Raw genomic sequence first — 25866 nt, forward strand, 5'->3', positions numbered from 1 at the left:
TCATGTTAACTATTGGCAAAGCATCTTTTACATCCAGATTGTTGTTGGGAACAGGAAAATTCTCCGATCTGGATATCCAGTCCCAAGCTGTAGAGGCTGCTGAAACCGAAATATTGACCTTTGCCGTGCGAAGATTAAATTTGGAGGAACGGGATAAGCAACATTTTCTGGATACGCTTGATTTGAGCAAGTATACACTTCTTCCCAATACGGCAGGGGCGATGACAGCAGAGGAGGCTGTTCGTATTGCAAAATTGGCAAGAGCCTCAGGCCTGTGTGATATGGTTAAGGTTGAGGTCATTAGCGATGGCAAGACATTGTTGCCTGATCCCTTTGAAACGCTGAAAGCAAGCGAAAAGCTGCTAGAGGAAGGCTTTATCGTGCTGCCCTACATATCGGATGATGTTATTCTGGCCAAGAGGCTGCAAGAGCTTGGAGTGCATGCCATTATGCCTGGAGCTTCACCGATTGGCACAGGACGCGGTCTGCTCAATCCGTTTGCATTGGAGTTAATTATTGAGCAAGCAGAGATCCCGGTCATTGTTGATGCAGGTATTCGCTCGCCCGGTGACGCGGCAATGGCGATGCAGTTGGGAGCAGATGCCGTTCTGTTGAACACAGCCGTCTCGGGAGCGAAGGACCCTGTGAAAATGGCAGAGGCCATGAAACTGGCTGTTCGTGCGGGCAGATATGGTTTTGAGGCAGGGTTGATTCCCGTAAAACGGTATGCTTCAGCAAGCAGTCCAACAGAAGGTATGGTTCAAGCATGATGGAAGCTGAAAAATCCGGTGAAGGAGTACAGGCAAGTGACCGCTATTCCAGACAGGAAAGATTCGCTCCTTTTGGGACAGAAGGGCAACGACGGCTCGCTTCCTCACATGTACTCATCATAGGCGTCGGAGCGCTCGGTACAGGTATTGCGGAAACGCTTGTCCGTGCAGGGGTAGGGACGGTGAGCATCGTAGACCGGGATTATGTGGAATGGAGCAACTTGCAGCGTCAGCAGCTTTTTCAGGAGAGTGACGCCGCGGAGAGATGCCCCAAAGCGGTGGCTGCCCAACGACGATTAAAAGCCATTAACTCGGAAACGATTATACACGCACATGTACTGGACGTCGGGGTAGAGGAGCTGGAAGAGCTGATCCAGGGAGTTGATCTGATGATGGATGCAACCGATAATTTCGACACCCGTCTGCTCATGAACGACATGGCACTTAAGCATCGCATACCGTGGATTTATGGGGCATGTGTGGGAAGCTATGGTGTAACTTACACCATTTTACCTGGACAAACGGCTTGTCTTCACTGCCTGCTGGGGGCCGTTCCGTTTGGAGGCGAGACCTGTGATACCGCCGGGATTATACCACAGGCAGTACAAATGGTTACGGCCAACCAGACTGCAGAGGCCTTCAAGCTTCTTGGCGGATATCCGAAAGAACTGCGAGGGAAGATGCTTTCGTTTGATCTATGGCGAAACGAGTATACAGCGATAGCCGTAGACAGTTTGAAAAAAGCGGATTGTCCTTCCTGCGGCAATCAACCTACGTACCCCTATTTGTCAGCATCTCATCGGCAGAAAACAGATGTGTTGTGCGGTCGGGATACCGTTCAGATTAGACCTGCCAAACCGGTACAGCTGAATCTTAAGGAAACAGCGGATAGACTTGCTTCTGTGGGGGAGGGGAAAGTAGAGCGGAATCCATTTCTGGTTTCCTTTAGCACCGACGTGCATCGCTTGGTCGTTTTTGCAGATGGACGAGCGTTAATTCACGGGACAAAAGACGTGGCAGAAGCCAAAAGTCTATATCACCGTTATTTGGGCTAGCTATAAAAAGCAGAAAACCATTCTTTCAGGAATGATTTTCTGCTTTTTTGTTACAATAAATACAAATATGTTTTAATGATTTACAAATAAATTGTTGATTTCCATATTGTAATGCGATGTCCAAACCAGGTGGGTGAAAAGATGACCCCGTTAATTTTACTTGTGGATGGAAATGAAACTCCTCCTGTATATGTACATCTGTTGGAGCAGGCAGGCTACCAGGTGGTTCATGTCCAGAATATGTCGGAGAGAAGCTCCTATGTAGCTGATCATCCTGTGAATATGCTGCTTCTGAACATTGATGACAAGCAAGCGGATGCACAAGGCATGATTCGTATTGCGCAACAAAACCATCCTTATGTACCATTATTCGTATTGACCTCATCAGACGATGAGAACCATATTGTTTCCTGTTTTGAGCAGGGAGCACACGATGTGACGGTACACCCTTTTTCTCATAGAGTGTTTCTCGCAAGAGTGGCTAATTTATTGCGAATTTTTGGTATCGCACAGGATGTAGCAAGGGCAATCGAGGCAGGGGATTTACATATAGATCATGCAAGCAGGATGGTGAGTAGAGGGGGACAGAAGCTGGAATTGACTCCGAAGGAATTCGATCTTTTGTTTCATCTCGCTATACATCTTAATCAGGTTTGCAGCAGGCAGCAAATCCTGAAGGACGTTTGGAAACATGATTATATCGTAGATACGAACGTAGTAGATGTGTATATCAGGCATTTGAGAGTGAAGATAGATAAGGGGCAAAAATTCAAAATGATTCGCACGGTGCGGGGCATTGGCTACTCTCTCAGAACACCACCTGCAGTAGAATAGCATAGCGGCATATAAAAAAGCCGGGAACTTTTCGTCCCGGCTTACATATTTTAAACGAGTTTCATACTACAGCACGCGACGTGCTTTGATGTATGTTCTTTTCCAGTTGCCAGAGTTCAGATCGGAGATGGTAACACCAGGTCCACCGAAAGTGTGCAGAATCTTACCGCCGCCCATATAGACTGCTACGTGGGTAATGTTGCTGCCTGTAGCACGACTTCCGCTTGAGAAGAAGACCAAATCCCCTTTTTTCAAATTGGACTTGGATACAGCACGTCCGACTTTAGATTGCTGCACAGAAGTGCGTGGCAAATCCACTCCGTACTTTTTGAAAATATGCTTCATAAAAGATGAACAGTCAAAATAGTTAGTGGTACTTGTAGAAGCTCCGAACTTATAAGGAGTTCCCATATATTTTTCGCCATAGTTAATTATTTTTTGACCTACCGAAGTCGTAGCAGTGGCAGCTTGTACCGTATTTGTTCCCTCAATTGCAAAAGTTCCAAAACCGATCGTAGCTGCGACTCCTGTGATAATTACCTTTTTTATGATTTTATGCATGTTCATGTTGTAAGTACCTCCAAAAAATGATTAGTGCAAAATTTTGCTGAGTTGCTAACTTACTGACAGCGTTGAGTATAACAGCTTTGGAGTCGCCTAATAGTTGGAAAATCACGCTCGATTGCTTGAGGGACAAGGCTTACGTAGCAATTATTAAAAAACGATTAAAAATTACAATTTGTAAAAAGTGATAGCGTTTTACGAATCTCAAAAATCGAAAAATGCTTGTGAATCAAGGGTTTTGAACATTAAAACAACTTTTGCGAAAGTTACAATAATGTCATAACTAATCTTTGCTCTGAATAACAAGCAGTAGTCCGCTTTCGATAGAAATCGTACCTTTTGAAGCGGTTAGCTTATTGCTGACAGCACGTGATTGTCCCATCTTGAGCGTGGCATTATGCAACGGGTACATAAATCCTTCCAGATTTATACCTGTTACTTCGGCGGTCATAGGAAGCAGCGATGTATATGTATAGCCCATAGGCTTGATCTCAAGCGTTGACCCAGTAAGCTCGATATAGTTATGTGCGTCCATAATTGCACCGCTAATATGATGCTGCATCGCGCGTACCAATATTTGAATATTAGCCAGTGTGTGGTCCATTCTGGTGCCGGTCACGCCGAGCATTAGCACATGATCTGCCTGTTCGTCTATAGCGATCTCCAGGGCAAGCTCCGTATCTGTCAGGTCCTTTAGCACTGGATCACACGCAAGCATGCGTTTGCTTACTGATTCAACCCGTTCTTTTTCCTGTGGTGTTATCGAATCAAAATCACCTACAGATATATGTGGCGTAATACCATGCTCAATCAGAAAAAGAGCACCCTTATCCGCCCCTATAATAAAATCTTCAGGTTGTATTTGTTGTAAATCTTCTTCGCCAAGACGACCGCCGGAAAATACAATGGCGCGCTTCTTCGTCATATCCAACATCCTTTCCTTCTGTAATACGCTCTATTTGTACCATCAGCTTTTAAGTATAACGCGTTAAATATGGCTTGCACAATTTTGGAGGGCACAGCTACAATGAAACAGAAAAAAGTAGTGTACGTGCATTAGGAAGGAGAACAACATGATTAATGTTTTATTTGTGTGTCTGGGCAATATCTGCCGCTCCCCTATGGGAGAAGCGGTACTAAGACATAAGGTGCAGGAACGGGGACTAAGCACGCAAATTCAGGCAGATTCGACTGGAACAGGCGACTGGCATATCGGGAATCCGCCGCATGAAGGAACACTAAAGCAGCTCAAGCTGCACGGGATTAGCGAGCAGGGCTTAAAGGCGCGGCAAATAGAGGAGCGTGATTTTGAAGCGTTTGATTATATTGTGTGCATGGATGATTCCAATGAACGAAACATGCGTAAGCTTGCAGGTGGGACGGACGCTGACATTCTAAAATTCATGGATCTGCTTCCCAAAGAACAGCTAAGAGAAGTGCCTGACCCGTATTTCACCGGAAATTTCGAAGAAACCTATCGACTCATGGATGCGGGGTGCGAGGCCTTGCTGGACAAAATCATAGAAGAAAAGCTATAATGTGAACGACAGAAGACGGCAATGTTTGCCGTTTTTCGTTATATAATTTTGAAAGCGTAATCATTTTGTGAAAAAGAGGAAAGAGCATGACGATCTGATCTGGTCGATCAATGCCCAATCCCCAACGGCTGTCTAGTTTGGAAAAAGCACACTCAGGCGCGATCCAAAAAGTACATGAGCGCGTCAGGCAGCTCGTTTTGCCAAAAGCCCCACAAATGCTTGCCATCCTTTTCACGGTAGGAAACCTCGGCGTTGCGTTCGCGCAGCAAATCTGCGCATTGACGGTTAAGCTCTACAAAGTTATGAATGCCGGTATCGCTCTCAAATGCATCTTCCTGAAGGCCGACTATCATCCACACCCGCAGCCGGGACAGATCCTTCTCACGGGTGATGATTTCCTGCGAGGCCTCAAAGTAAGCGCCAGACAAGCTGATAATGCGGTTGAACAGTTGTGGATACAACAAGGCCAAATGCAGAGATACACTGCCTCCCAGCGAATCGCCAGCCAAAATGCGGGACGATGCATCACTTCTTATAGGATACTTTTGTTCTACATAGGGAATAATCTCTTCTGCAAAACAGGTGGTATACGCTTTAAAACGATCACCAAAGGGGGCGTATTCCCGGGTTCTGATTTTAGTGTTCACTTCAACGCCGACAATGATGAAGGGCTCGACGCCTTCATCCAGGATGAGGCGGTTGGCATGAGTTGCAATGCGGCCAAAGTTGAAAAACTCCTCTCCATCCTGACAGTATACGACCGGGTAGCTCAATATTTCATTATAGCCAGGCGGCAAGTAAATACGGAGTCTTCTGGTTTCGCCAAGAAAGCGGCTTTCTACTTCGTCTTTAAGGATAGTTCGTTTTAAATACCGGGAATCCGTCATTTTTCGTCACCTTTCTCGGTGTATTATTTTGCATTCGGGATCACAATAAGTTAAGATAGCCCTGATTGCAATAGATGCTTAAAAAATGCTTAAAAAATGCTTAAAAGATGCTTTAAAGATGATTTAAATTCCAATCATGTACTAATCTGTTATAGTAATATTCGATCCCTGTTACATACACAAAAATGCGGTGAACTCAAAAAAAATAACTAAATCTTTGACGCCAGCAATATAACAGGTGTATAATAATCCTATAACAGCGGAACTTGATATTCAAATTTTTTTGTTGAGGTGAAGAAAATGAGCAAGGTTCCTTATGAAGTGTACACAGAGGAAGTTGAGGCTCTGTCCGTGCTTTCTCCGGATGGTGAAATTATCAATAAAGATAAATTGCCTAAACTTACAGATGATCAATTGAAAGAAATTATGTATCGTATGGTATTTACACGTACTTGGGATGACCGTGCCGTTAACTTGGGCCGTCAAGGACGTCTCGGCTTCTACGCTCCGGTATCCGGACAAGAAGCAACAATGGTTGGTAGCGAATTTGCGCTCCAAAAAGAAGACTTTATTGCTCCAGGCTACCGCGATATTCCGCAAATCGTTTGGCATGGCCTGCCTTTATACCAAGCTTTCTTGTATTCCCGTGGTCATCAACACGGCGGTCAAGTACCGGACGGTGTTAACGTATTGATGCCGCAAATCATCATCGGCGCGCAAATTCTGCACGCTATGGGTATTGCAATGGGCTACAAACTGAAAAAACAAAAACAAGTCGTCATTACATATACAGGTGACGGCGGTTCTTCCGAAGGTGACTTCTACGAAGGTCTGAACTATGCTGGTGTATACAAGTTGCCAGTTATTTTCTTTGTGCAAAATAATGGTTACGCCATCACAACTCCATTTGCGAAGCAAACCGCTGCTCTTTCAATTGCTCACAAAGCAGTTGCTGCTGGTATTAAAGGCGTGAAAATTGACGGTATGGACGTGCTTGCAGTAATCAAGGGCGTTCAAGAAGCCGCAGAACGTGGCCGCAATGGCGAAGGTGCTACACTGATTGAAGCGGTAACATACCGTTTCCGTCCGCACTCCCTTTCTGACGATGCTACAAAATATCGTACCAAAGAAGAAGAAGGCGAATGGAACGAGAAAGATCCAATTGCCCGCTTTGCGAAATACCTTGAGAAAAAAGGTCTGTGGACTGAAGAAGATACAGCTCGCGTAAAAGAAGAGGCTAAAGCGAAAGTGAACGAAGAGATCAAAAAAGCCGAGAAGACAGAAAAAATGACCATTCCTGGCCTGATCGATAGCATGTTCGAAAAAACGCCTAAGCATCTGGAAGAACAAAAAGCTGATTTTAAATAATTGATCTTGAAAGCGACCGGGCGGCAACCCGATCCGGTCTGTTTTCCAATTGGACCTGAACTGAAACTGATCTGTAATGTTTAAGGAGGAAATGAAGCAATGGCACAAATGAACATGAAAGAAGCTATTCGTGATGCACTGCGCGTAGAGTTGAAACGCGATCCAAACGTCCTGCTTTTCGGTGAAGACGTAGGTCATGTAGGTGGCGTTTTCCGTGCAACAGAAGGCTTGCAAAAAGAGTTTGGCGAAGAGCGTGTATTCGATACTCCGCTGGCGGAATCCGCAATCGGGGGTCTTGCTGTCGGTCTGGGTATCCAAGGCTTCCGCCCTGTAGCTGAGATCCAGTTCGTAGGCTTTATCTTTGAAGCACTCGACCAAATGGCAATTCAAGCATCCCGTATGCGTTACCGTTCCGGTGGACGTTACAATTCTCCAATCGTATTCCGTACACCTTTTGGTGGCGGTGTTAAGGCAGCCGAGCTGCATACAGATTCCCTGGAAGGACTGTTGACTCAAACACCTGGTATCAAGGTTGTTGTTCCTTCCAACCCTTACGATGCAAAAGGTCTTATGATCGCGTCTATCCGCGATAACGATCCAGTATTTTTCATGGAGCATTTGAACCTGTACCATGCATTCCGCGCTGAAGTTCCTGAGAATGATTACACCATTGAGTTGGGCAAAGCCAACGTGGTTCGTGAAGGCTCCGATGTTACGATCATTACTTACGGTATGATGGTACACACTTCCATTAAAGCTGCTGATGAACTGGAAAAAACAAAAGGCATCAAAGTGGAAATCATTGATTTGCGTACAATTAGTCCGATTGATATTGATACCATCGTTACTTCCATCCAAAAAACCAATCGTGCTATCGTTGTTCAGGAAGCGCAAAAGAGCGCAGGCGTAGCTGCTGAAGTAATCGCACAAATTAACGAAAAAGCAATTCTGCATCTGGAAGCACCAGTTCTGCGTGTAGCTGGTCCAGATACCGTTTATCCTTTTGCTCAAATTGAAGATACTTGGTTGCCAACGCCAACACGTATCATTGATGCGGTTAATAAAGTATTGGAATTTTAATTAAAGCACACCGTAAATTTGGGAGGTTTTAAACGTGGCAAAATTTGAATATAAATTTCCGGAGCTGGGTGAAGGTCTTCACGAAGGCGAAATCATCAAGATGCACATCAAGCCCGGCGATAAAGTAACTGATGAAGATATCATCATGGAAGTACAGAACGACAAGGCTGTAGTTGAAGTTCCATGTCCGGTCAACGGTACGGTTCAAGAAGTATTTGCCAAAGACGGTGACATCTTCAACGTAGGTCAAGTCGTAGCTGTCATTGATGCAGAAGGTGAACTTCCTGAACAAGAAGATGCACCGGAAGCACCAGCTGCTAGCCCTGAGCCTAGTGCTGCTGCACAAGGCGGAGCTGCAGGCGCAGCTAGATTTGAATATAAATTCCCAGAGTTGGGTGAAGGTCTTCACGAAGGCGAAATCATCAAGATGCACATCAAGCCTGGCGATAAAGTAACTGATGAAGATATCATCATGGAAGTACAAAACGACAAGGCAGTGGTTGAAGTTCCTTGCCCGGTCAATGGTACAGTACAAGAAGTATTTGCCAAAGACGGTGACATCTTCAACGTAGGTCAAGTCGTAGCAGTCATTGCTGCAGAGGGTGAGCTTCCTGAACAAGAAGATGCACCAGCTGCCGCCAAGCAAGAACAGGTTGCTGCACAAGGTGGAGCTAACACGAAATCGGCTGCAACTCCTGCTGCATCGAACAAAGATGTGCTGGCTACACCTAGTGTGCGCAAATTTGCTCGTGAGCAAGGTGTAAACATCGCTCAAGTGAGTGGCTCCGGCAAAAATGGTAAAATCACTAAAGAAGATGTAGAAGCTTTCAAAAATGGTGGAGGCCAAGCGGCTGCACCGGCAGCGAAAGAAGCTGCAAAAGCACAAGAGCCAGCTAAAAAAGAAGCGAAAGCTGCAGCGCCATCCGCACCAGCAGCAGATCCGCGTGCTGAGGAAGAGCGCGTACCATTTAAAGGTATCCGCAAAGCTATTGCCAATGCCATGGTTAAATCAGCTTACACGGCTCCGCACGTTACGATTATGGACGAAGTGGATGTAACCGAGCTGGTTGCTTTCCGTACTCGTATGAAACCAATTGCTGAGAAGAAAGGCACAAAAGTAACATACCTGCCATTCATCGTCAAAGCTCTGGTTGCTGCTTCCCGTCAATTCCCGGCTTTGAATGCTTCAATCGACGAAGAAGCGAACGAAATCGTCTACAAGAAATACTACAATATCGGTATCGCTACAGATACAGACAACGGCTTGATCGTTCCTGTCATCAAAGATGCTGATCGTAAGAGTATCTGGATGATCGCTGATTCCATTCGTGATTTGGCTGTACGCGGTCGTGATGGAAAATTGGCTGCCAACGAAATGAGAGGAAGCACAATTTCCATCACTAACATCGGTTCTGCAGGCGGTATGTTCTTTACGCCAATCATCAACTTCCCTGAAGTTGCGATTTTGGGAACTGGTCGTATCAGTGAAAAAGCAGTTGTGAAAAACGGTGAAATTGTTGCTGCTCCAGTAATGGCTCTTTCTCTCAGCTTTGACCACCGTATTATTGACGGTGCAACTGCTCAAAACTTCATGAACTATATCAAACAGCTGCTCGCTAACCCTGAGCTGCTTGTTATGGAGGTGTAATCAATGGTAGTAGGAGACGCTTCTCTGGATATTGACACATTGGTTATCGGTGCGGGTCCTGGCGGCTATGTAGCTGCCATTCGTGCCGCACAATTGGGACAAAGCGTATTGATAGTTGACAAATCTGAGCTGGGCGGTGTCTGTCTGAACCGTGGATGTATTCCATCCAAAGCTTTGATCTCTGCAGCTCATCAATACGAAGCAGCTAAACATGGCGAGTCTTTCGGTATTACGGCTGAGAATGTAAAAGTAGACTTCGCTAAAACACAAGAATTCAAAAACGGTGTTGTTAAAAAAATGACAGGCGGCGTAAGCGGCTTGCTCAAAGGCAACAAAGTTGAAGTTTTCAATGGTGAGTGCATGTTCATCAACGAAAACGAAGCACGTGTATTCAATGAACATGAATCACCACGTTACCGTTTTAAAAATGCGATTATCGCAACAGGTTCCCGTCCAATCGAGCTGAAGCCATTCCCATTTGGCGGACGTATTCTGTCATCTACTGAAGCATTGAACCTGCCTGAAATTCCGAAAAGCCTGATCGTTATCGGCGGTGGATACATTGGTGCAGAGCTTGGACAAATGTACTCCAAATTCGGTTCCAAAGTTACCATCATTGAAGGTATGGATACTGTTCTTCCTGGCTTTGACAAAGATATGACTTCCATCGTTGCGAAAAGCATGAAGAAAACAGGCATTGAAATCTTCACTGGTGCTAAAGCAGAAAGTGCGGAGCAAACAGATAAAGACGTTACGGTGAAATTCTCCGTTAACGGCGAAAGCAAAGAAGTTACTGCTGAATATCTGCTTGTAACCGTTGGACGTCGTCCAAACACAGACGGCGAGCTGGGTCTGGACCTGATCGGTGTAGAACTGGATGAGCGCGGAATGGTGAAAGTTGACCACCAAGGACGTACCAGCATTCCTCATATCTTTGCAATCGGCGATATCGTAGCTGGTCTTGCTCTGGCGCACAAAGCTTCTTACGAAGGTAAAGTGGCTGCTGAAGCAATCGCAGGCGAGCCGTCTGTAGTAGATTACAAATGTATGCCGGCTGTTGTTTTCACAGATCCAGAATGCTCCAGTGTAGGCTACACAGAGACACAAGCCAAAGAAAAAGGCTACAATGTCAAAGTTGGCAAGTTCTCTTATGGAGCAAACGGCCGTGCCGTTTCCCTGAACGCTGCTGAAGGCTTTGTGAAAATCGTAGCTGACGCAGATACCGGTCTGGTACTGGGTACGCAAATCGTAGGTCTGGAAGCTTCCAACCTGATTGCTGAGCTGGGTCTGGCGATTGAAATGGGTGCTACACTCGAAGACATCTCCCTGACTATTCATGCTCACCCTACATTGGGCGAAATCGTTATGGAAGCAGCGGAAGTCGTGCTGGGTCATCCGATCCACGCATTGGCACCACGTCGCTAATTCCATTTCATTATCTCGTTTTTGATTTTCATATATCTTCAAGAGAGGCAAGGAGCGCAATATCTGCGTTCTTTGTCTCTTTTTCCATGTTTTGGGATTTTCAGGGCTGCCATGAAAATTCAAACAGTACGTGGTCAACGAAGTGTCGTACGTGATAAACTAGAAATAGCTATGGTGTAGAGCGAACTTTTCAAGATTAGATTCTAGCGCTACTAGATCTTTAAATCATGCTTAAAGGAGAGAAAAGAAGTGCGCAACTATTTGGAATTACTGGAGGATATATTAGAGAATGGCGAAAAAAAAGAGGACCGCACAGGGACGGGAACACTATCTGTTTTCGGAAGACAGCTCCGCTTTGATCTGGCCAAGGGTTTTCCTTTGGTAACCACCAAAAGAGTACATTTAAAATCGGTTATCCACGAGCTGTTGTGGTTCTTGCGCGGAGAAACCAATATTTCTTATCTCAAGGAAAACGGAGTTACCATTTGGGATGAATGGGCGGATGAGCAGGGGAATCTGGGTCCCGTATACGGATCGCAATGGCGCTCGTGGGAGACGACGGACGGGCAGCATATTGACCAGATTGCCAACGTCATTGAGGCGATTAAAAATAATCCGGATTCACGCCGACACATCGTCAGTGCCTGGAATGTGGCTCAAATCGAATCGATGAAGCTGCCGCCTTGTCATTTTGTATTTCAGTTCTACGTTGCTGGAGGAAAGCTTTCCTGCATGCTGACCATGCGTTCAGTAGATACCTTTCTTGGGCTGCCGTTCAACATCGCAAGTTATGCATTGTTAACGCATATGGTTGCACAGCAATGCAACTTGGAGCCGGGAGAATTTATTTGGTCAGGCGGTGATGTGCATATTTATTCAAATCATATGCAGCAAGTGCATACCCAACTGGAGCGTGAGCCTTATCCGCTGCCTCAGCTGAAAATTATGCGCAAACCGGATTCCATTTTTGATTACACTTACGAGGATTTTGTTTTTGAGAATTATGAGTATCACCCAGGGATCAAGGCGCCTGTCGCCATCTGATTAGAGAGGGAACAAAGGAGGTGGACAGCATAAGTATTTCGATGATATGGGCTATGGCGCAAAACGGTGTGATTGGCCGTGACAACAAGCTTCCCTGGCGTCTCCCGCGAGACATGGCTTTTTTCAAAGAGCAAACGATGGGGAAGACAGTGCTTATGGGGCGCAAGACGTGGGAGTCCTTTGGAGGAAGAAGCCTGCCCAACCGACGTAACGTGGTTTTGACCCGAGATCAGAGCTACCGGGCAGAAGGGGCGGAAGTGGTTCATACACTCGAAGAGGGACTCCAAATGGCTACAGAAAAGGAACTGATGGTCATCGGGGGAGCGGAGATTTATTCACTGTTTTGGCCACATGCTGATCGGCTGATCGTGACCCGAATTGAGGAGATTTTTGAAGGGGACACCACTTTTCCTGAGCTGGATTGGAATGGCTGGCATGTAGTCAGTGAGATTCCTGGTATTAAGGATGAAAGAAACCCGTACAACTATCGTTTTGTCGTTTATAAGAGAACAAAATAAGAATGGGAACCATTTGACCTCACCGATTTGAAAAATTAATGAACCATATAAAAAATCCTTTTGGCTGTTGATGCAGAAAGTTGCATAAGTTTTCATTACTTTTGTGCTGTATTGTGATACAATAAATCAAATTCAACGAGAACAGACCCTTTCATGATACAAACAGACAAATTCGAATTTGACTCAAATTCTGAATGGATGGACGGGGTTCATAAGCGAAGAGATGGGGGAACGTAACATGTCTACACCAACTGGATTTATGGAATACACACGACAGCTTCCTACAGACCGGGACCCGGCAGAGCGTATTAAGGATTGGGAAGAATTCCATAAGCATATGTCTGAAGAAGAGCTGCGTACCCAAGGGGCACGTTGTATGGACTGCGGAACTCCTTATTGTCATACGGGGATGGATATCATGGGAGCAACTTTAGGCTGCCCGGTTCATAATCTTATTCCAGAATGGAACAATCTCGTATATCGTGGTTTATGGAAGGAAGCGCTGGATCGGCTGCACAAAACGAATAACTTTCCGGAATTTACAGGCCGTGTCTGTCCAGCGCCATGTGAAGGCTCCTGTACAGTCGGTCTGATCGGACAGTCTGTTACCATTAAGACGATTGAGGAAGCTATAATTGAAAAAGGTTTTGAGGAAGGCTGGGTTGTCCCTAATCCGCCTGAAAAGCGTACAGGCAAACGAGTGGCTATTGTCGGCTCGGGTCCGGCAGGATTAGCTGCAGCTGCTCAGCTGAATAAAGCAGGGCACAGCGTGACTGTTTATGAGCGTGCGGATCGTGTGGGTGGATTGCTGATGTACGGAATTCCTTCCATGAAGTTGGATAAAAAGGTTGTACAGCGTCGTGTGGATTTGCTGGAGGCAGAAGGTATCCAATTCATCACTAATACGGAAATCGGCAAAGATATTCCTACTGAGCAGTTAATTGCTGAGTATGATGCAGTTGTGCTATGCGGTGGATCTACGAAGCCAAGAGAATTCAACATTGAAGGCAGCGATTTGAATGGTGTCCATTATGCGATGGATTATTTGAATGGCACCATCAAGAGCTATCTGGATTCCAACCTCGAAGATGGAAACTATTTGTCCTCCAAAGGTAAGGATGTTATTGTAATCGGCGGCGGTGATACGGGTTCGGACTGTGTAGCTACTTCTCTGCGTCATGGATGTCGGAGCGTCACTCAATTTGGTACACATGCTAAAGCTCCTTTGGAACGTGACCCGATTGCCAACCCTTGGCCACAATTTCCAAATGTGTACTCTCTTGATTATGCACAGGAGGAAGCAAAGGCGTTGTTCGGGGAAGATCCGCGTGAGTTCTCCATCATGACGACTAAATTTGCAGGTGACGAGAACGGGAATTTGAAAGAGTTGCACACCATCCAAATTCAACGTATTGTTGATGAAACAGGGCGTAAAATCTATCAACCGATTCCGGGTACAGAGCGCGTATTCCCGGCACAGATTGCACTTATTGCGATTGGATTTGATGGACCTGAGCAAACGATCGTAGAGGAAATCGGTTTGGAAACGGATCGTCGCTCCAACGTTAAGGCACGCTACGGGAAATATGTTACGAATGTGGAAAAGGTTTTTGCTGCGGGTGATATGCGTCGCGGACAAAGCCTTGTCGTGTGGGCTATCAATGAAGGTCGGGAAGCCGCGCGCGAGGTTGATAAATACCTCATGGGTGCTACCGTTTTGGTGTAAATACAAGCTTTATCATTACGGATCATGTCAAAGCTCCATCTTCGGATGGGGCTTTGTTGTGTTTACAAGCTAGTGGATAGCAGGACACAAAAGAGCATAATATGTGATTTGAGTTTACGAAATTTTCTGAATCGAAGATGATTTCATGATCGAATGCGATTTCATGGTATGTAAAGTGTTGTTACTATTCTGTTATTATGCCGTCATCATACTGCCATTGTAATGTAATTAAAGTTTACAAATGAGATAAATGATCTGAATGTTTATTTATTATCTACAGTGATCATAACATAAAATCTGAAGAAAAGTGTAGCTTTTTTATTGAATTATAAAATTATTTTACGATAAAAGAAAACATTCAATTTATATGTCAGATAAGTTAACCTTAATATGACTCATATCGTTTTGTTGTACAACTTTTAGGAGATTTTTTACATATCCTTTCCTACCTGCGCAAAATCATAGCCTGAGAGAACAATGATAATCTATGCTATAATACACATATATTGTTGAAGCGTTAGACTGAATCAATTTACAAAGGAGCTTTCGTCGGGAGAAAGCTCCTTTTGCATGAGGCCATGCTATCTGTGTTTCCTGTACATCTCATGTATATGTATGATTCGTAGAAGGAAAACAGAAGGCCGTCAGGAAGGAATGGAATATGAATGAAGACGTTGATTATTGCTGAAAAACCGGATATGGGGCGGACGATTGCTGCTGTTATGGAGCCGCGTGCTAAAAATAACCGCACCTATTTGGAAGGGGAGAAATACATTGTAACCTGGGCAATCGGTCATTTGCTGGGTCTGGCTGAGCCGGATGCATACGATGCCAAGTATAAACGATGGAATATTCAGGATCTGCCGATTATCCCTGAGCAGTTCAAAATTGTACCGAATCCCAAAACAAAGGATCAGCTGAAAATGATTGGTGAGCTGGCCAAACGCTGCAATGCCATTGTCAATGCATGTGATGCCGGGCGGGAAGGGCAGTATATTTTTGCGTTGATTCAACAGCAGTTGAAGCTGCGCCAGCCAGTCAAGCGGCTATGGATTTCAGATTTGACAGCAGAAAGTATTGCGACAGGTTTTGAACGGTTGCGAGATGCTTCAGAGTTTGAATTTCTGACTCAGGCTGCGCGGGCACGAAGTGAAGCGGACTGGCTGATCGGTATGAACGCCTCCAGAGCCTTCACAACACGACATAACACGCTGCTGTCGGTAGGGCGGGTGCAAACGCCTGTGCTGGCATTGATCCATGATCGGGAGAAGGAAATTGAAGCATTTCAGTCTCAAACCTTTTATGATGTATGGGCCGAGTTCAAGCAAGATCAGATCAAGTACAAAGGTACATGGCAGGGGGATCGACTGACCAAACCCGAAGAGGCTGAGGAGATCGCTGCAGCGGTTCGCGGCAAAGCAGGCAACATTACCAAATATGATACGAAGCAGACGAAGGAGTATCCTTTTAAACTGCATGACTTGACGCTGCTTCAACGCGAGGCGAATGCCAAGTACGGTTATTCGGCCAAAAAGACATTGGATGTGGCACAGGCGCTTTATGAGCGGCATAAGGTTATTTCTTATCCGCGTACCAACTCCAATTATGTGACAGAACAAAATATAGACGGGATGCACAAGGCGCTGCGTATGTTGGGCACAGGGCCATATGCTGAGCTGGTACAACAAGCAAACCCTAATTTGGTCCATAAACAGAATAAATCGGTCTGCAATCCGTCTCGTGTTGAGGATCACCATGCTATTTTGCCAACGTTAAAAAGACCGGGAACGCTTAGCAAGGAGGAGCAAAATATATATGACCTGATTATTCGCAGGTTCTTGTCTCATTTTTTCCCTCCCGCTGAATATAAAATGCATACCGTGATGACACAGGTGGACAAGCATCTATTTAAAACAAGTATCAAGGAGCTTCTTTCCTTGGGATGGAAAGTGGTTTTGAGTAAGGCTGACCAGGATAAAGGTAAAAAGAGCAAAGCAGCCAAGAAAGAGGAAGAAGAGGAGACGGACGAGTGGACGGACAAGAAGTTTGAAATCGACGCAGGTCGTCAGGTGGACTGTATTCGTGCTGAAATGAAAGAAAAGGCGACTCAGCCGCCTAAAAGCTACACAGAGGGCACATTGCTGAAAGCGATGGAAAGCGCGGGCAAGCAGATGGAGAATGAGGAATTACGCGAGGTCATGAAGGATGCCGGATTAGGTACGCCTGCGACACGTGCCGCCACCATTGAACGTTTGAAGAAGGTCGGCTACATTGAAATGAAGGGTAAAAAGATTCTCATTACAGATAAGGGAAAAATGGCCATTGAGCTGATCCGTCATGCAGGGGTCGATTTGTTGGCTTCTCCGGAGATGACGGGACAATGGGAACGCCGTCTGCATCAAATTTCCAAGGGGGAGGCAGCCCAAGAGAAGTTTATGGACAATGTTAAAAGATTCACGTTGTCCATCATTGACAAGGTGAGGCAGCAGCCACCGGCTCCGGCCAATGCTTTTGGCGAGGAAGCGAGGGGCAAGCGTGCGGGTGGCAAGGGAAGTACTAGCGGTGCAGGTGCGAGTGGACGCACCGCTGTCAAAGGGACGCGCGTTCCAGCAGGACGCGGTAGCAGCGCTGGAAGCGCAACGCTGGAGCGTACCTCGGATGCGGCAGCTATAGCTGCCGGAGCTACGCGCGGTTCCTCCAGCGGGCCGTCAGGCGCTTCGCCGAGCCGACGTGAAGCTCTGGGCAGCTGTCCACGCTCCAATTGCGGTGGAAGCATTATTGAAGGCCGCAAGGGGTACGGGTGCAGCCACTACAAGCAGGGCTGCGGCTTTGTTGTCTGGAAGGAATACGCTGGCAAGCAGATTACGGAAACGATGCTCAAGTCTCTGTTGACGAAGGGACAGACGCAGTTGTTGTCTTTTAAACGTAAAGATGGATCGACCGTCAAAGCGCGAATTGTGCTGAATGAACCGGGTACAGGCCAACTTAGTGTTCGTGAGGAAAATTGATACATTGATGACTATAATTTCTATAAAATAATAACTTTTTTTAGTCGTCGTTGGATGACTTCTGAATTTCATCAGGAGTTGTCTTTTTTTATATTTACTGGTGCCAAATTAAGTTATAGTAAAGATGGTACATCCTAAAAATCCCCATTAAAATCGAATAATTAACATTAGATTAAACATTTGTAAGCCTCTGACCGATAAAATAAATAGGAGTTTATGCAAAACAAATTTTTCCAGCTAGTTTATAAACACTCAATGCGTTGCGTTCAGGTGAACTTCCCTTAACAAATTGTATAAATCAGGAAGTAAAGTTGTGTAATGTGTTCTAAAAAAAGAGAACGCAATCGTTTGACATGAAAAATTTTTTTACAGGAGATGGTGGAAGGATCGTGGAAGCGAAAACGGTAAATGTGACAGACTCAACGCAATTACGCCAACTGGGCAACTCGGATTTAAAGCTGTCACCGCTTGGGCTTGGCTGCTGGCAGTTCAGCAACGGAAAAGGGATGGTTGGGAAATTTTGGCCTGTGCTGCGCCGGGAGGACATACGGCAAATTGTTCAGACTAGTTTAGAAGGTGGAATTAATTGGTTTGATACCGCTGAAGCATACGGTGGCGGACAGTCTGAGCAGCTACTGGCTGGCACGCTAAATGAGATTGGAGGCCCGCTCGCGGAAGAGGCAAATATCGCTACGAAATGGTGGCCGGCCTTTCGCACTGCAGGCAGTATCACAGCAACGATTGATGAACGTATTCACCATTTGGCTCAACGGACGATTCACCTTTATCAGGTGCATTCTCCTTACTCCTTTTCTTCGGTCGGCGCGACGATGAATGCGATGGCCAAACTGGTCGAGCAGGGTAAGATTAAATATGTGGGTGTAAGCAACTTTTCCGCACAGCAAATACGTGAAGCTGATCGTGTGCTGCGAGAGCACGGACTTCGTCTGGTTTCGAATCAGGTGAAATACAGTCTGCTGGACCGTAGAATCGAGCAGAATGGAATTTTGGACACGGCCAAAGAGCTCGGCGTGGCGATCATCGCCTATTCTCCATTAATGCAGGGGATCTTAAGCGGAAAATTTCATAAAAATCCTGCTTTGGTCAAGTCGATCAAGGGTCCTCGTAAATGGACGGCAGCATTCCGAAATTCGGGGCTGCAGAGATCGAAGCCGCTGATTGAAACGCTGGAACAGTTGGCCCAACAATATAATGTGACGCCAACGCAAATTGCTTTGAATTGGCTGATTAACGCCCATGGAGAGAACGTATTTGCGATACCCGGGGCTTCAAAGGTACATCATGCCGAGGAAAATGTGAAAGCGATGCAGTTTACCTTGACAACGAGTGAGATTGAGATGGTCAGCCATGTTTCCAACCAAGTGCTGAGATCGAAGTAAATATATAAAAACCAGCTAAACGATTCATAAATAATGGTTTAAAAAAGTGAAGGTGCCAAGGTTATGCAGGCTGGTATATCGGAGGTTTAGGAGGGGGGAGAACAGCGAGAAAGAAGTGAAATGAATGGAGCTTGTCGGAGGACAGCGATTTAATGACTCACTGGAACGTTCCACTCGGCATCTAACAACGTATTGTTAATTTATAAAGATATAAAAAAATATACTTACTTATTTCCCGTTAATCGTAAACACCTCGAAAGTGGTGGACACAAAGCCATGGGTCTAAAGCTGGATTCAGGCAGCCATGATTGCCAGGTTGCCGAAGGAAACCGGGCGAAGTCTGCTGCCTGTTCCTGTGCTTTTTATATGGGAAGAGGCTTTTTTTATTTGTAGTGGAACATCGTTTGGACATACGGAATAGAACGCGCGAAATGGTTAACAACAGGAGGGAATTTTATGGAAACGAGCATGATAACGATTAAGGAGTATCCGTTAAGCTCTTATCAGAAAGACATATGGTTCGAACAGTACATGTACCCTGAAAAACCTATTTACAATATTGGTGGGTATGTTGAGGTCAAAGGAAACCTGGATACGGCGATTATGAAGGAGTGCTTTCGGTTACTAATCAGGCAGAATGATTCTCTTAGCGCCCGTTTTATCGATAAAAAGGGAGAACCTTATTTAACATTCCTGCCGGAAGTTGAATATGAAGTTCCGTTTCATAATTTTTCAATGAAGGAAGATCCAAATTCTTTTTGTATTGACTGGATGAAAAAGGAGTTTTTAAAGCCTTTTCAATCAGATAACTATTATTTTCAATTTGATGTATTGCAAGGCACCCCGAATACTTATTTTGTTTTACTTAAAGTTCATCATTTGGTGATCGATGGATGGGGATTTGCTCTCTTAATCAATCAACTCTTTGACAATTACAATAAACTCGCACAAGGAATTGGCGAAATGAACAGAACTGTCTATTCCTATGCTGATTTTATCTCTGATAATCAGGATTATCTGAATTCTCCGGCCTTTTTAAAAGACAGGGAGTTCTGGAAGAACAAATACCAAACCATTCCCGAGCCTCTATTGAGCAGAGGAGTGAACTTCGATGATAGTGAGTCCGCTTGGAGTGATCGGCAAACCTTAACTATAAACAAGACCTTATACAATCGAATGATTGAATTTTGCAAAGAGGAAGGGTGTTCGTCGTTCCATTACTTTTTAGGCATACTGTTCCTTTATTTCAGCAGGGTTTGCAATCGGAACGAGATGGTGATCGGCGTCCCGGTTTTTAATCGTGGCAAAGCGAGATATAAGCAGACAATGGGACATTTCGCCAACGTACTGCCGCTGCGGATCAGCCCTGAAGAAGATATAAGCTTTAAAGAGCTGATAAAGCGTATCAAACGTGAGCTTATGCAATGCTACCGACATCAGAAAATGTCCTTCGGTGAAATTTATCGGGCAGTTTACGAGAATAGCAATGAGAAAGGAAAACTGTTTGATATATCGCTTTCTTTCGAAGAACAGGAAAACAGAGAAACATTGATGGGCGCAGCAACCCGGATTGAGAGTATGCCGCATCATCATGAAAGAAATGCACTCAATCTTCTGATATGGGGACAAGAAGGTGAAATGGATGTAGCCGTTAATTTTGACTATCAGATACAGGCTTTTGAAAGATTCATCCCCATTGAGAACGTCATCTCCCACTTTGAATATTTGTTTGCTCAAGTTATGGAGCAAAGTGAAACTCCTATTTCACAAATCGAAATCGTACCTGAGGAGGAAGGCAGCCTGCTGCTCCGCGATTTCAATCGCACAGAGGCGGAATATCCGAAGGATCAAACGATCCATGGGCTATTTGAGGAACGAGTGGAGCAAAGAGCAGATCATCCGGCTTTAGTCTGGGGAGAGCAAACACTAACCTATCGGGAACTGAACGAGCAGGCGAATCGGCTGGCCATGGCTTTGAGAGCGCGCGGAGTGAAGGCGGACGATATCGTCGCCATTATGACGGAGCGTTCCATGGAAATGGTCATAGGCATTCTGGCAACGCTCAAAGCGGGCGGGGCCTACCTGCCGATAGATCCGAATTATCCGGAGGAACGGATTCACTACATGCTGGAGGATAGCGGCGCATCCATGCTACTGACGCAAAAGCATCTTCGGGACAAGCTCACTTATCACGGTCCTATCATGGATGTGGATGGGGAAAGTTTACAGCAAACAGAGCTGGACGGCAGTGCCAATCCGCAACCTGTGAACAAACCGGAGGATTTGGCCTATATCATCTATACCTCAGGTTCTACGGGCAAACCCAAAGGGGTCATGGTAGAACACCGGGGAATCATCAACCTCTGGCATTTCTTCCAGGAAAAATGGGGAGTGGACGAAACGGATCGGATGCTGCAGTTTGCCAGCAGCTCGTTTGACGCTTCAGTCTGGGAAATGTTCACGATTTTGCTGGGAGGCGGAACACTTTATCTGGTTTCGCGAGATATTATTAATAACCTGAATGAGTTTGCGCGCTTTGTAAACGAAAACCAAATTACGATTGCGCTGCTACCGCCTACCTATCTGGCGGGGATGGAACCGGACAAGCTGCCAGCATTGAAAAAACTGGTGACAGGCGGATCCACGATCACGAAAGAACTGGTGACACGGTGGAAGGACAGCGTGGAGTATATGAACGCCTATGGTCCAAGCGAATCGAGCGTAATAGCAACGGCGTGGACATACCGGGAAGAGGATATGGGGGGCTCATCGGTACCGATTGGCAAACCAATTTCCAACACCCGGATTTACATTATGGATCAACATCAAAATCTGCTGCCGCTTGGAGCAGCCGGGGAAATGTGTGTTGCGGGGGACGGATTGGCCAGAGGGTATCTGCACCGACCGGAACTGACGGCGGAGAAGTTTGTGGCGAATCCCTATGAAGCTGGGGAGAAGCTGTACCGCACGGGCGATCTGGTGCGCTGGCTGCCGGACGGGAATATCGAATTTTTGGGAAGAATCGACGATCAGGTGAAAATTCGGGGCTTCCGGATTGAGCTGGGGGAAATCGAAGCGCAGTTGCAAAAGCATCCGCTTGTCCGGGAGGCAGCAGTAATCGCTAGAGAAGACAAGCAAAGGGAGAAATATCTGGCAGCGTATTTTACAGCAGAAGGCGAACCGGGAGCGGAAGAGCTGCGGGAACAGCTTATGCAGGAACTGCCTGATTATATGGTGCCGTCCAGCTTTATGCAGTTGGATCGCATGCCGATGACTCCGAGCGGAAAGATTGACCGAAAGGCATTGCCTGAGCCCGATCTGAGTGTGAGTGCAGTGGAGGAATATGAGGCACCGAGAAACAAGATAGAGAAGATATTGGCTGAAATATGGGAAAAAGTCCTGAAAGTCGAACGGGTCGGCATTAAGGATCACTTTCTCAATCTGGGGGGAGATTCTATTAAAGCCATCCAGATCGTGTCCAAGCTGCACGACTACAAGTTAAAGCTGCAGTTGAAGGATCTTTTTGACCATCCTGTGATTGAGCAATTGAGTGCTTATGTACAATCTGTCGAGCATACTGCTTTTCAAGGAATGATAACAGGGGAAATGATGCTTACACCCATCCAAAGCTGGTTTTTCGAGCAGCCTTTTGCAGCAAAACATCACTTCAACCAGTCAGTTCTGTTGCATAGGAAACAGGGTTTTGACGAAAAGATGTTAAGAAAAGTGTTCGACCGCTTGGTGGAGCACCATGATGCGCTGCGTATTGTCGTGCGTGAGAAGGCGGGACAGGTGGCTTTGTTCAACCGGGACATGGAAGGCGAGCTATATTTGCTGGAGGTAAAGGATTTTGCAAAGGATGAACTAAATGCCAGCTCGATAAAGGAGGAAGCCGCCCAGCTTCAGTCAGGCATGGATTTAGAGCGTGGACCTCTGATGCATGCAGGCTTGTTCAAAACGGGGGACGGTGACTATTTGTGCGTGAGTATTCATCACCTGGTGGTTGACGGGATTTCCTGGCGGATTCTTTTTGAGGATCTTTCTACGGGATACCGGCAGGCGGAGAAGGGAGAAAAAATCACATTCAGAGGGAAAACGGACTCTTTCCGCGTATGGTCTGAACAACTTTATACGTATGCCGGCAGCGGGGAGCTTCTGCAAGAAATCACATATTGGCGCGAGCTGGAGCAGAATGAAATCAAGCCTATTCCCAAGGATCATTCCGTTTATAGCAGAAAGTATATGGATAGCGATCATATCGAAATCGAGTTGGATGAAGTCCAAACCGCCAAGCTGCTGAGAGAAGTGAACAAAGCTTACAATACGGAAATCAACGACGTTCTTTTGATGGCACTGGGAGAGGCGATTCGAGAATGGACAGGAGAAGACAAGGTACTTGTCAATCTGGAAGGGCATGGGCGCGAAGAAATCATTCAGGATGTGGATATCAGCAGAACCGTTGGCTGGTTTACCGCCCAATACCCTGTGATTTTGGATATGTCAGGTGTCAAAGAAGTGTCTTCCCGCCTGAAAGCCGTCAAAGAAAGCCTCCGGCGCATTCCGCATAAAGGCATCGGCTATGGCATTTTAAAATACCAAACGATTATTCAGGACGAAGAAATCTTAAGATTTAAATTGCGGCCTGAGATCAGCTTCAACTACCTGGGGCAGTTTGACCAGGATATCGATACCGAAATATTTACCCTCTCTGATGTTCTTGCCGAAGAGACAATTTCACCCGATATGCAGAGACCTTATTGCATGGACATTAACGGAAGGGTGGCTGATGGAAAGCTGCGACTGAGCTTTGCCTATCACAAGTACGAATATGAAAAGGCCACGCTGATCAGAGTCGGGGAGAGCTTTAAGCGCAATCTGGAGCAGATTATCGAGCATTGCGCATCACGGGAATATACGGAACTGACAGTCAGTGATGTGAGCTCCAGGAACATTATGATGGAGGAGGTAGAAGAGGTATACCGTGCGATGGGGGATTCCAGGTCCAATATCACGGATATTTATACACTGACCCCTATGCAGTCGGGAATGCTATACCACTTCCTCAGGGAGCAAAACTCACATGCGTATTTTGAACAGGCCGTGATCAGCCTGAAGGGTGAGATCGATAGAAGTTTGTTTGAGCGAGCTTTCCAGCAGGTAATTCAAAGGCACGATATTTTGCGGACAGCCTTTGTTTATGAAAAGGTGGAAAAACCGCTTCAGGTCGTTTTAAAGGACAGACCGGCTGAAATGTTTTTTGAGTATATTTCCTTCTTGACAGAGGGAGAGAAAGAAAACTATTTTGAAGCCTACCTGGAGAAGGACAGAGAAAGGGGCTTTGACCTCACTGGGGAGCCGCTAATCAGATTTGCCTTGATTAGAATGAATACCGACAGCTACCGTTTGATTTGGAGTTTTCATCATATCATTATGGATGGATGGTGTCTTGGCATTGTATTTAAAGAACTGTTGGAAGTTTACAGTGCGCTTCGTAAAGGAAGCATACCGCAATTAGGTACGGTGCACCCTTATCGTCAATATATCCAGTGGCTAGAACAAAGGGATGATCGGGAGACGGCGGCTTACTGGGAGAATTATCTTACAGAGTACGAACAGCCAGCGCTGCTGCCCAAAACCCAAAATGTTACCGCTAATCCGGGATACATTCAGGAAGAATACGATTTTACGATAAATAGGGACATAAAGGAAAGCTTGGAGAGAATTGCAAGAGAAAGCGGCGCTACGTTAAGTACGGTGATACAGGCCGTATGGGGGATTTTGCTGCAACGGTACAACAATACTCGGGATGTGGTGTTCGGGACGGTTGTCTCGGGAAGACCGGCGGAAATCCAAGGCGTTGAACGGATGGTAGGGCTGTTTATCAATACGATTCCTGTTAGAGTCCGAGTAGAAAAGGAAGAAAGCTTCTCGGCCCTGATTGCCAAACTGCAGCGGGAGGCATGGCAATCTGATCGGCATCACTATTATCCGCTGGCGGAAATTCAGTCGCGTACCGCTCATGGAAGCGGATTGGTGCAAAACCTGCTGGCCTTTGAAAATTACCCGATGGAGGAAGCCGTCAAAGGACAGGGCGACCACGGATCGGATTTGAGGGTTCTGTCCGCAAAGGTCTCCGAACAGACGAGTTTTGATTTTAATATCATTGTTATGCCTGAAAATGATTTGCAGATCAAACTCCGCTACAATAGCTTGGCCTATGACAGAAACTTTATGGAGCGGGTAGCCGGACAGATCAAAATGATCATCCGTGAAATCGTCCGTTGTCCAAAGATACGGATCGAAGATATCGAAATCGTACCTGAGGAAGAGGGCAGCCTGCTGCTCCGCGAATTCAACCGCACAGAGGCGGAATATCCAAAAGATCAAACGATCCATGGGCTGTTTGAGGAACGAGCAGGGCAAAGAGCAGATCATCCGGCTTTAGTATGGGGAGAGCAAACACTGACTTATCGGGAACTGAACGAGCAGGCGAATCGGCTGGCCATGGCCTTGAGAGAGCGTGGATTAAAGGCGGACGATATCGTTGCCATTATGACGGAGCGTTCCATGGAAATGGTCATAGGCATTCTGGGAACGCTCAAGGCGGGCGGAGCCTACCTGCCGATAGATCCGAATTATCCGGAGGAACGGATTCGCTACATGCTGGAGGACAGCGGTGCGTCCATGCTACTGACGCAAAATCATCTTCGGGACAAGCTCACTTATCATGGTCCTATTATGGATTTGGATGGCGAAGACTTGAAGCATATAGAGCTGGACGGCAGCGCCAATCCGCAACCTGTGAACAAGCCGGAGGATTTGGCCTATATCATCTATACCTCAGGTTCTACGGGCAAACCCAAAGGGGTCATGGTAGAGCACCGGGGAATCATCAACCTCTGGCATTTCTTCCAGGAAAAATGGGGTGTGAACGGATCGGATCGGATGCTGCAGTTTGCCAGCAGCTCGTTTGATGCCTCAGTCTGGGAAATGTTCACGAT

Annotated in this window: 17 protein-coding genes and 1 riboswitch; of the genes, 14 read left to right on the forward strand and 3 right to left on the reverse strand. The window is 46.1% G+C overall.

The window, feature by feature from the left end:
* Positions 1-2 precede the first annotated feature (2 nt).
* From KQI_RS0106580 to KQI_RS0106590, 3 genes are all read left to right on the forward strand, one after another.
* Complete coding sequence (locus KQI_RS0106580; RefSeq protein ID WP_010345951.1) at positions 3-770, forward strand: thiazole synthase; 768 nt, start codon at positions 3-5, stop codon at positions 768-770.
* The gene (locus KQI_RS0106585; RefSeq protein ID WP_010345952.1) at positions 767-1825 is read left to right on the forward strand and encodes a ThiF family adenylyltransferase; all 1059 of its coding nucleotides are present in this window, start codon (positions 767-769) and stop codon (positions 1823-1825) included. The genes KQI_RS0106580 and KQI_RS0106585 overlap by 4 nt, the downstream gene beginning before the upstream one ends.
* A gap of 141 nt (positions 1826-1966) precedes the next feature.
* Positions 1967-2659 (forward strand): response regulator transcription factor, encoded by a 693-nt coding sequence (locus tag KQI_RS0106590; protein WP_010345953.1) that lies wholly within the window; start codon positions 1967-1969, stop codon positions 2657-2659.
* A 66-nt stretch (positions 2660-2725) separates the two neighbouring features.
* On the opposite strand, the gene KQI_RS0106595 is transcribed toward KQI_RS0106590, so the two are convergent.
* On the reverse strand, positions 2726-3226 hold the full coding sequence (locus tag KQI_RS0106595) for a C40 family peptidase (protein WP_010345954.1): 501 nt from the start codon (positions 3224-3226) through the stop codon (positions 2726-2728).
* Positions 3227-3506: 280 nt separating this feature from the next.
* On the reverse strand, positions 3507-4148 hold the full coding sequence (locus KQI_RS0106600) for a thiamine diphosphokinase (protein WP_029390048.1): 642 nt from the start codon (positions 4146-4148) through the stop codon (positions 3507-3509).
* A gap of 148 nt (positions 4149-4296) precedes the next feature.
* On the opposite strand from KQI_RS0106600, the gene KQI_RS0106605 reads away from it, so the two are divergent.
* Complete coding sequence (locus KQI_RS0106605; protein WP_010345956.1) at positions 4297-4761, forward strand: low molecular weight protein-tyrosine-phosphatase; 465 nt, start codon at positions 4297-4299, stop codon at positions 4759-4761.
* Positions 4762-4913: 152 nt separating this feature from the next.
* On the opposite strand, the gene KQI_RS0106610 is transcribed toward KQI_RS0106605, so the two are convergent.
* A complete protein-coding gene (locus tag KQI_RS0106610; protein ID WP_010345957.1) occupies positions 4914-5648 on the reverse strand; it encodes an alpha/beta hydrolase in 735 nt (244 codons plus the stop codon).
* Positions 5649-5948: 300 nt separating this feature from the next.
* On the opposite strand from KQI_RS0106610, the gene pdhA reads away from it, so the two are divergent.
* The 10 genes from pdhA to KQI_RS26675 all read left to right on the forward strand — a co-directional run.
* Complete coding sequence (gene pdhA, locus KQI_RS0106615; protein ID WP_010345958.1) at positions 5949-7016, forward strand: pyruvate dehydrogenase (acetyl-transferring) E1 component subunit alpha; 1068 nt, start codon at positions 5949-5951, stop codon at positions 7014-7016.
* A gap of 99 nt (positions 7017-7115) precedes the next feature.
* On the forward strand, positions 7116-8096 hold the full coding sequence (locus tag KQI_RS0106620; protein WP_010345959.1) for an alpha-ketoacid dehydrogenase subunit beta: 981 nt from the start codon (positions 7116-7118) through the stop codon (positions 8094-8096).
* A gap of 34 nt (positions 8097-8130) precedes the next feature.
* Positions 8131-9744: a 2-oxo acid dehydrogenase subunit E2 gene (locus KQI_RS0106625; RefSeq protein ID WP_010345960.1), complete on the forward strand. Its 1614-nt coding sequence runs from the start codon at positions 8131-8133 to the stop codon at positions 9742-9744.
* A gap of 3 nt (positions 9745-9747) precedes the next feature.
* The gene (lpdA, locus tag KQI_RS0106630) at positions 9748-11169 is read left to right on the forward strand and encodes a dihydrolipoyl dehydrogenase (protein ID WP_010345961.1); all 1422 of its coding nucleotides are present in this window, start codon (positions 9748-9750) and stop codon (positions 11167-11169) included.
* 249 nt (positions 11170-11418) lie between these two features.
* Positions 11419-12213: a thymidylate synthase gene (gene thyA / locus KQI_RS0106635; RefSeq protein ID WP_010345962.1), complete on the forward strand. Its 795-nt coding sequence runs from the start codon at positions 11419-11421 to the stop codon at positions 12211-12213.
* Positions 12214-12242: 29 nt separating this feature from the next.
* The gene (locus KQI_RS0106640) at positions 12243-12731 is read left to right on the forward strand and encodes a dihydrofolate reductase (protein ID WP_029390049.1); all 489 of its coding nucleotides are present in this window, start codon (positions 12243-12245) and stop codon (positions 12729-12731) included.
* A 238-nt stretch (positions 12732-12969) separates the two neighbouring features.
* On the forward strand, positions 12970-14457 hold the full coding sequence (locus tag KQI_RS0106645) for a glutamate synthase subunit beta (RefSeq protein ID WP_010345964.1): 1488 nt from the start codon (positions 12970-12972) through the stop codon (positions 14455-14457).
* Positions 14458-15122: 665 nt separating this feature from the next.
* Positions 15123-17465, forward strand: coding sequence for a type IA DNA topoisomerase (locus tag KQI_RS0106650; protein ID WP_010345965.1), 2343 nt, complete (start codon positions 15123-15125; stop codon positions 17463-17465).
* 389 nt (positions 17466-17854) lie between these two features.
* A complete protein-coding gene (locus tag KQI_RS0106655) occupies positions 17855-18865 on the forward strand; it encodes an aldo/keto reductase (RefSeq protein ID WP_039774286.1) in 1011 nt (336 codons plus the stop codon).
* Between the two features lie 233 nt (positions 18866-19098).
* Positions 19099-19189: riboswitch (cyclic di-GMP riboswitch) on the forward strand.
* Positions 19190-19321: 132 nt separating this feature from the next.
* A partial coding sequence (locus KQI_RS26675) for a non-ribosomal peptide synthetase (RefSeq protein WP_010345967.1) occupies positions 19322-25866 on the forward strand: 6545 nt, incomplete at its 3' end.

Origin of the sequence: Paenibacillus peoriae KCTC 3763, assembly GCF_000236805.1 — a bacterium.
GTDB classification, from domain to species: domain Bacteria; phylum Bacillota; class Bacilli; order Paenibacillales; family Paenibacillaceae; genus Paenibacillus; species Paenibacillus peoriae.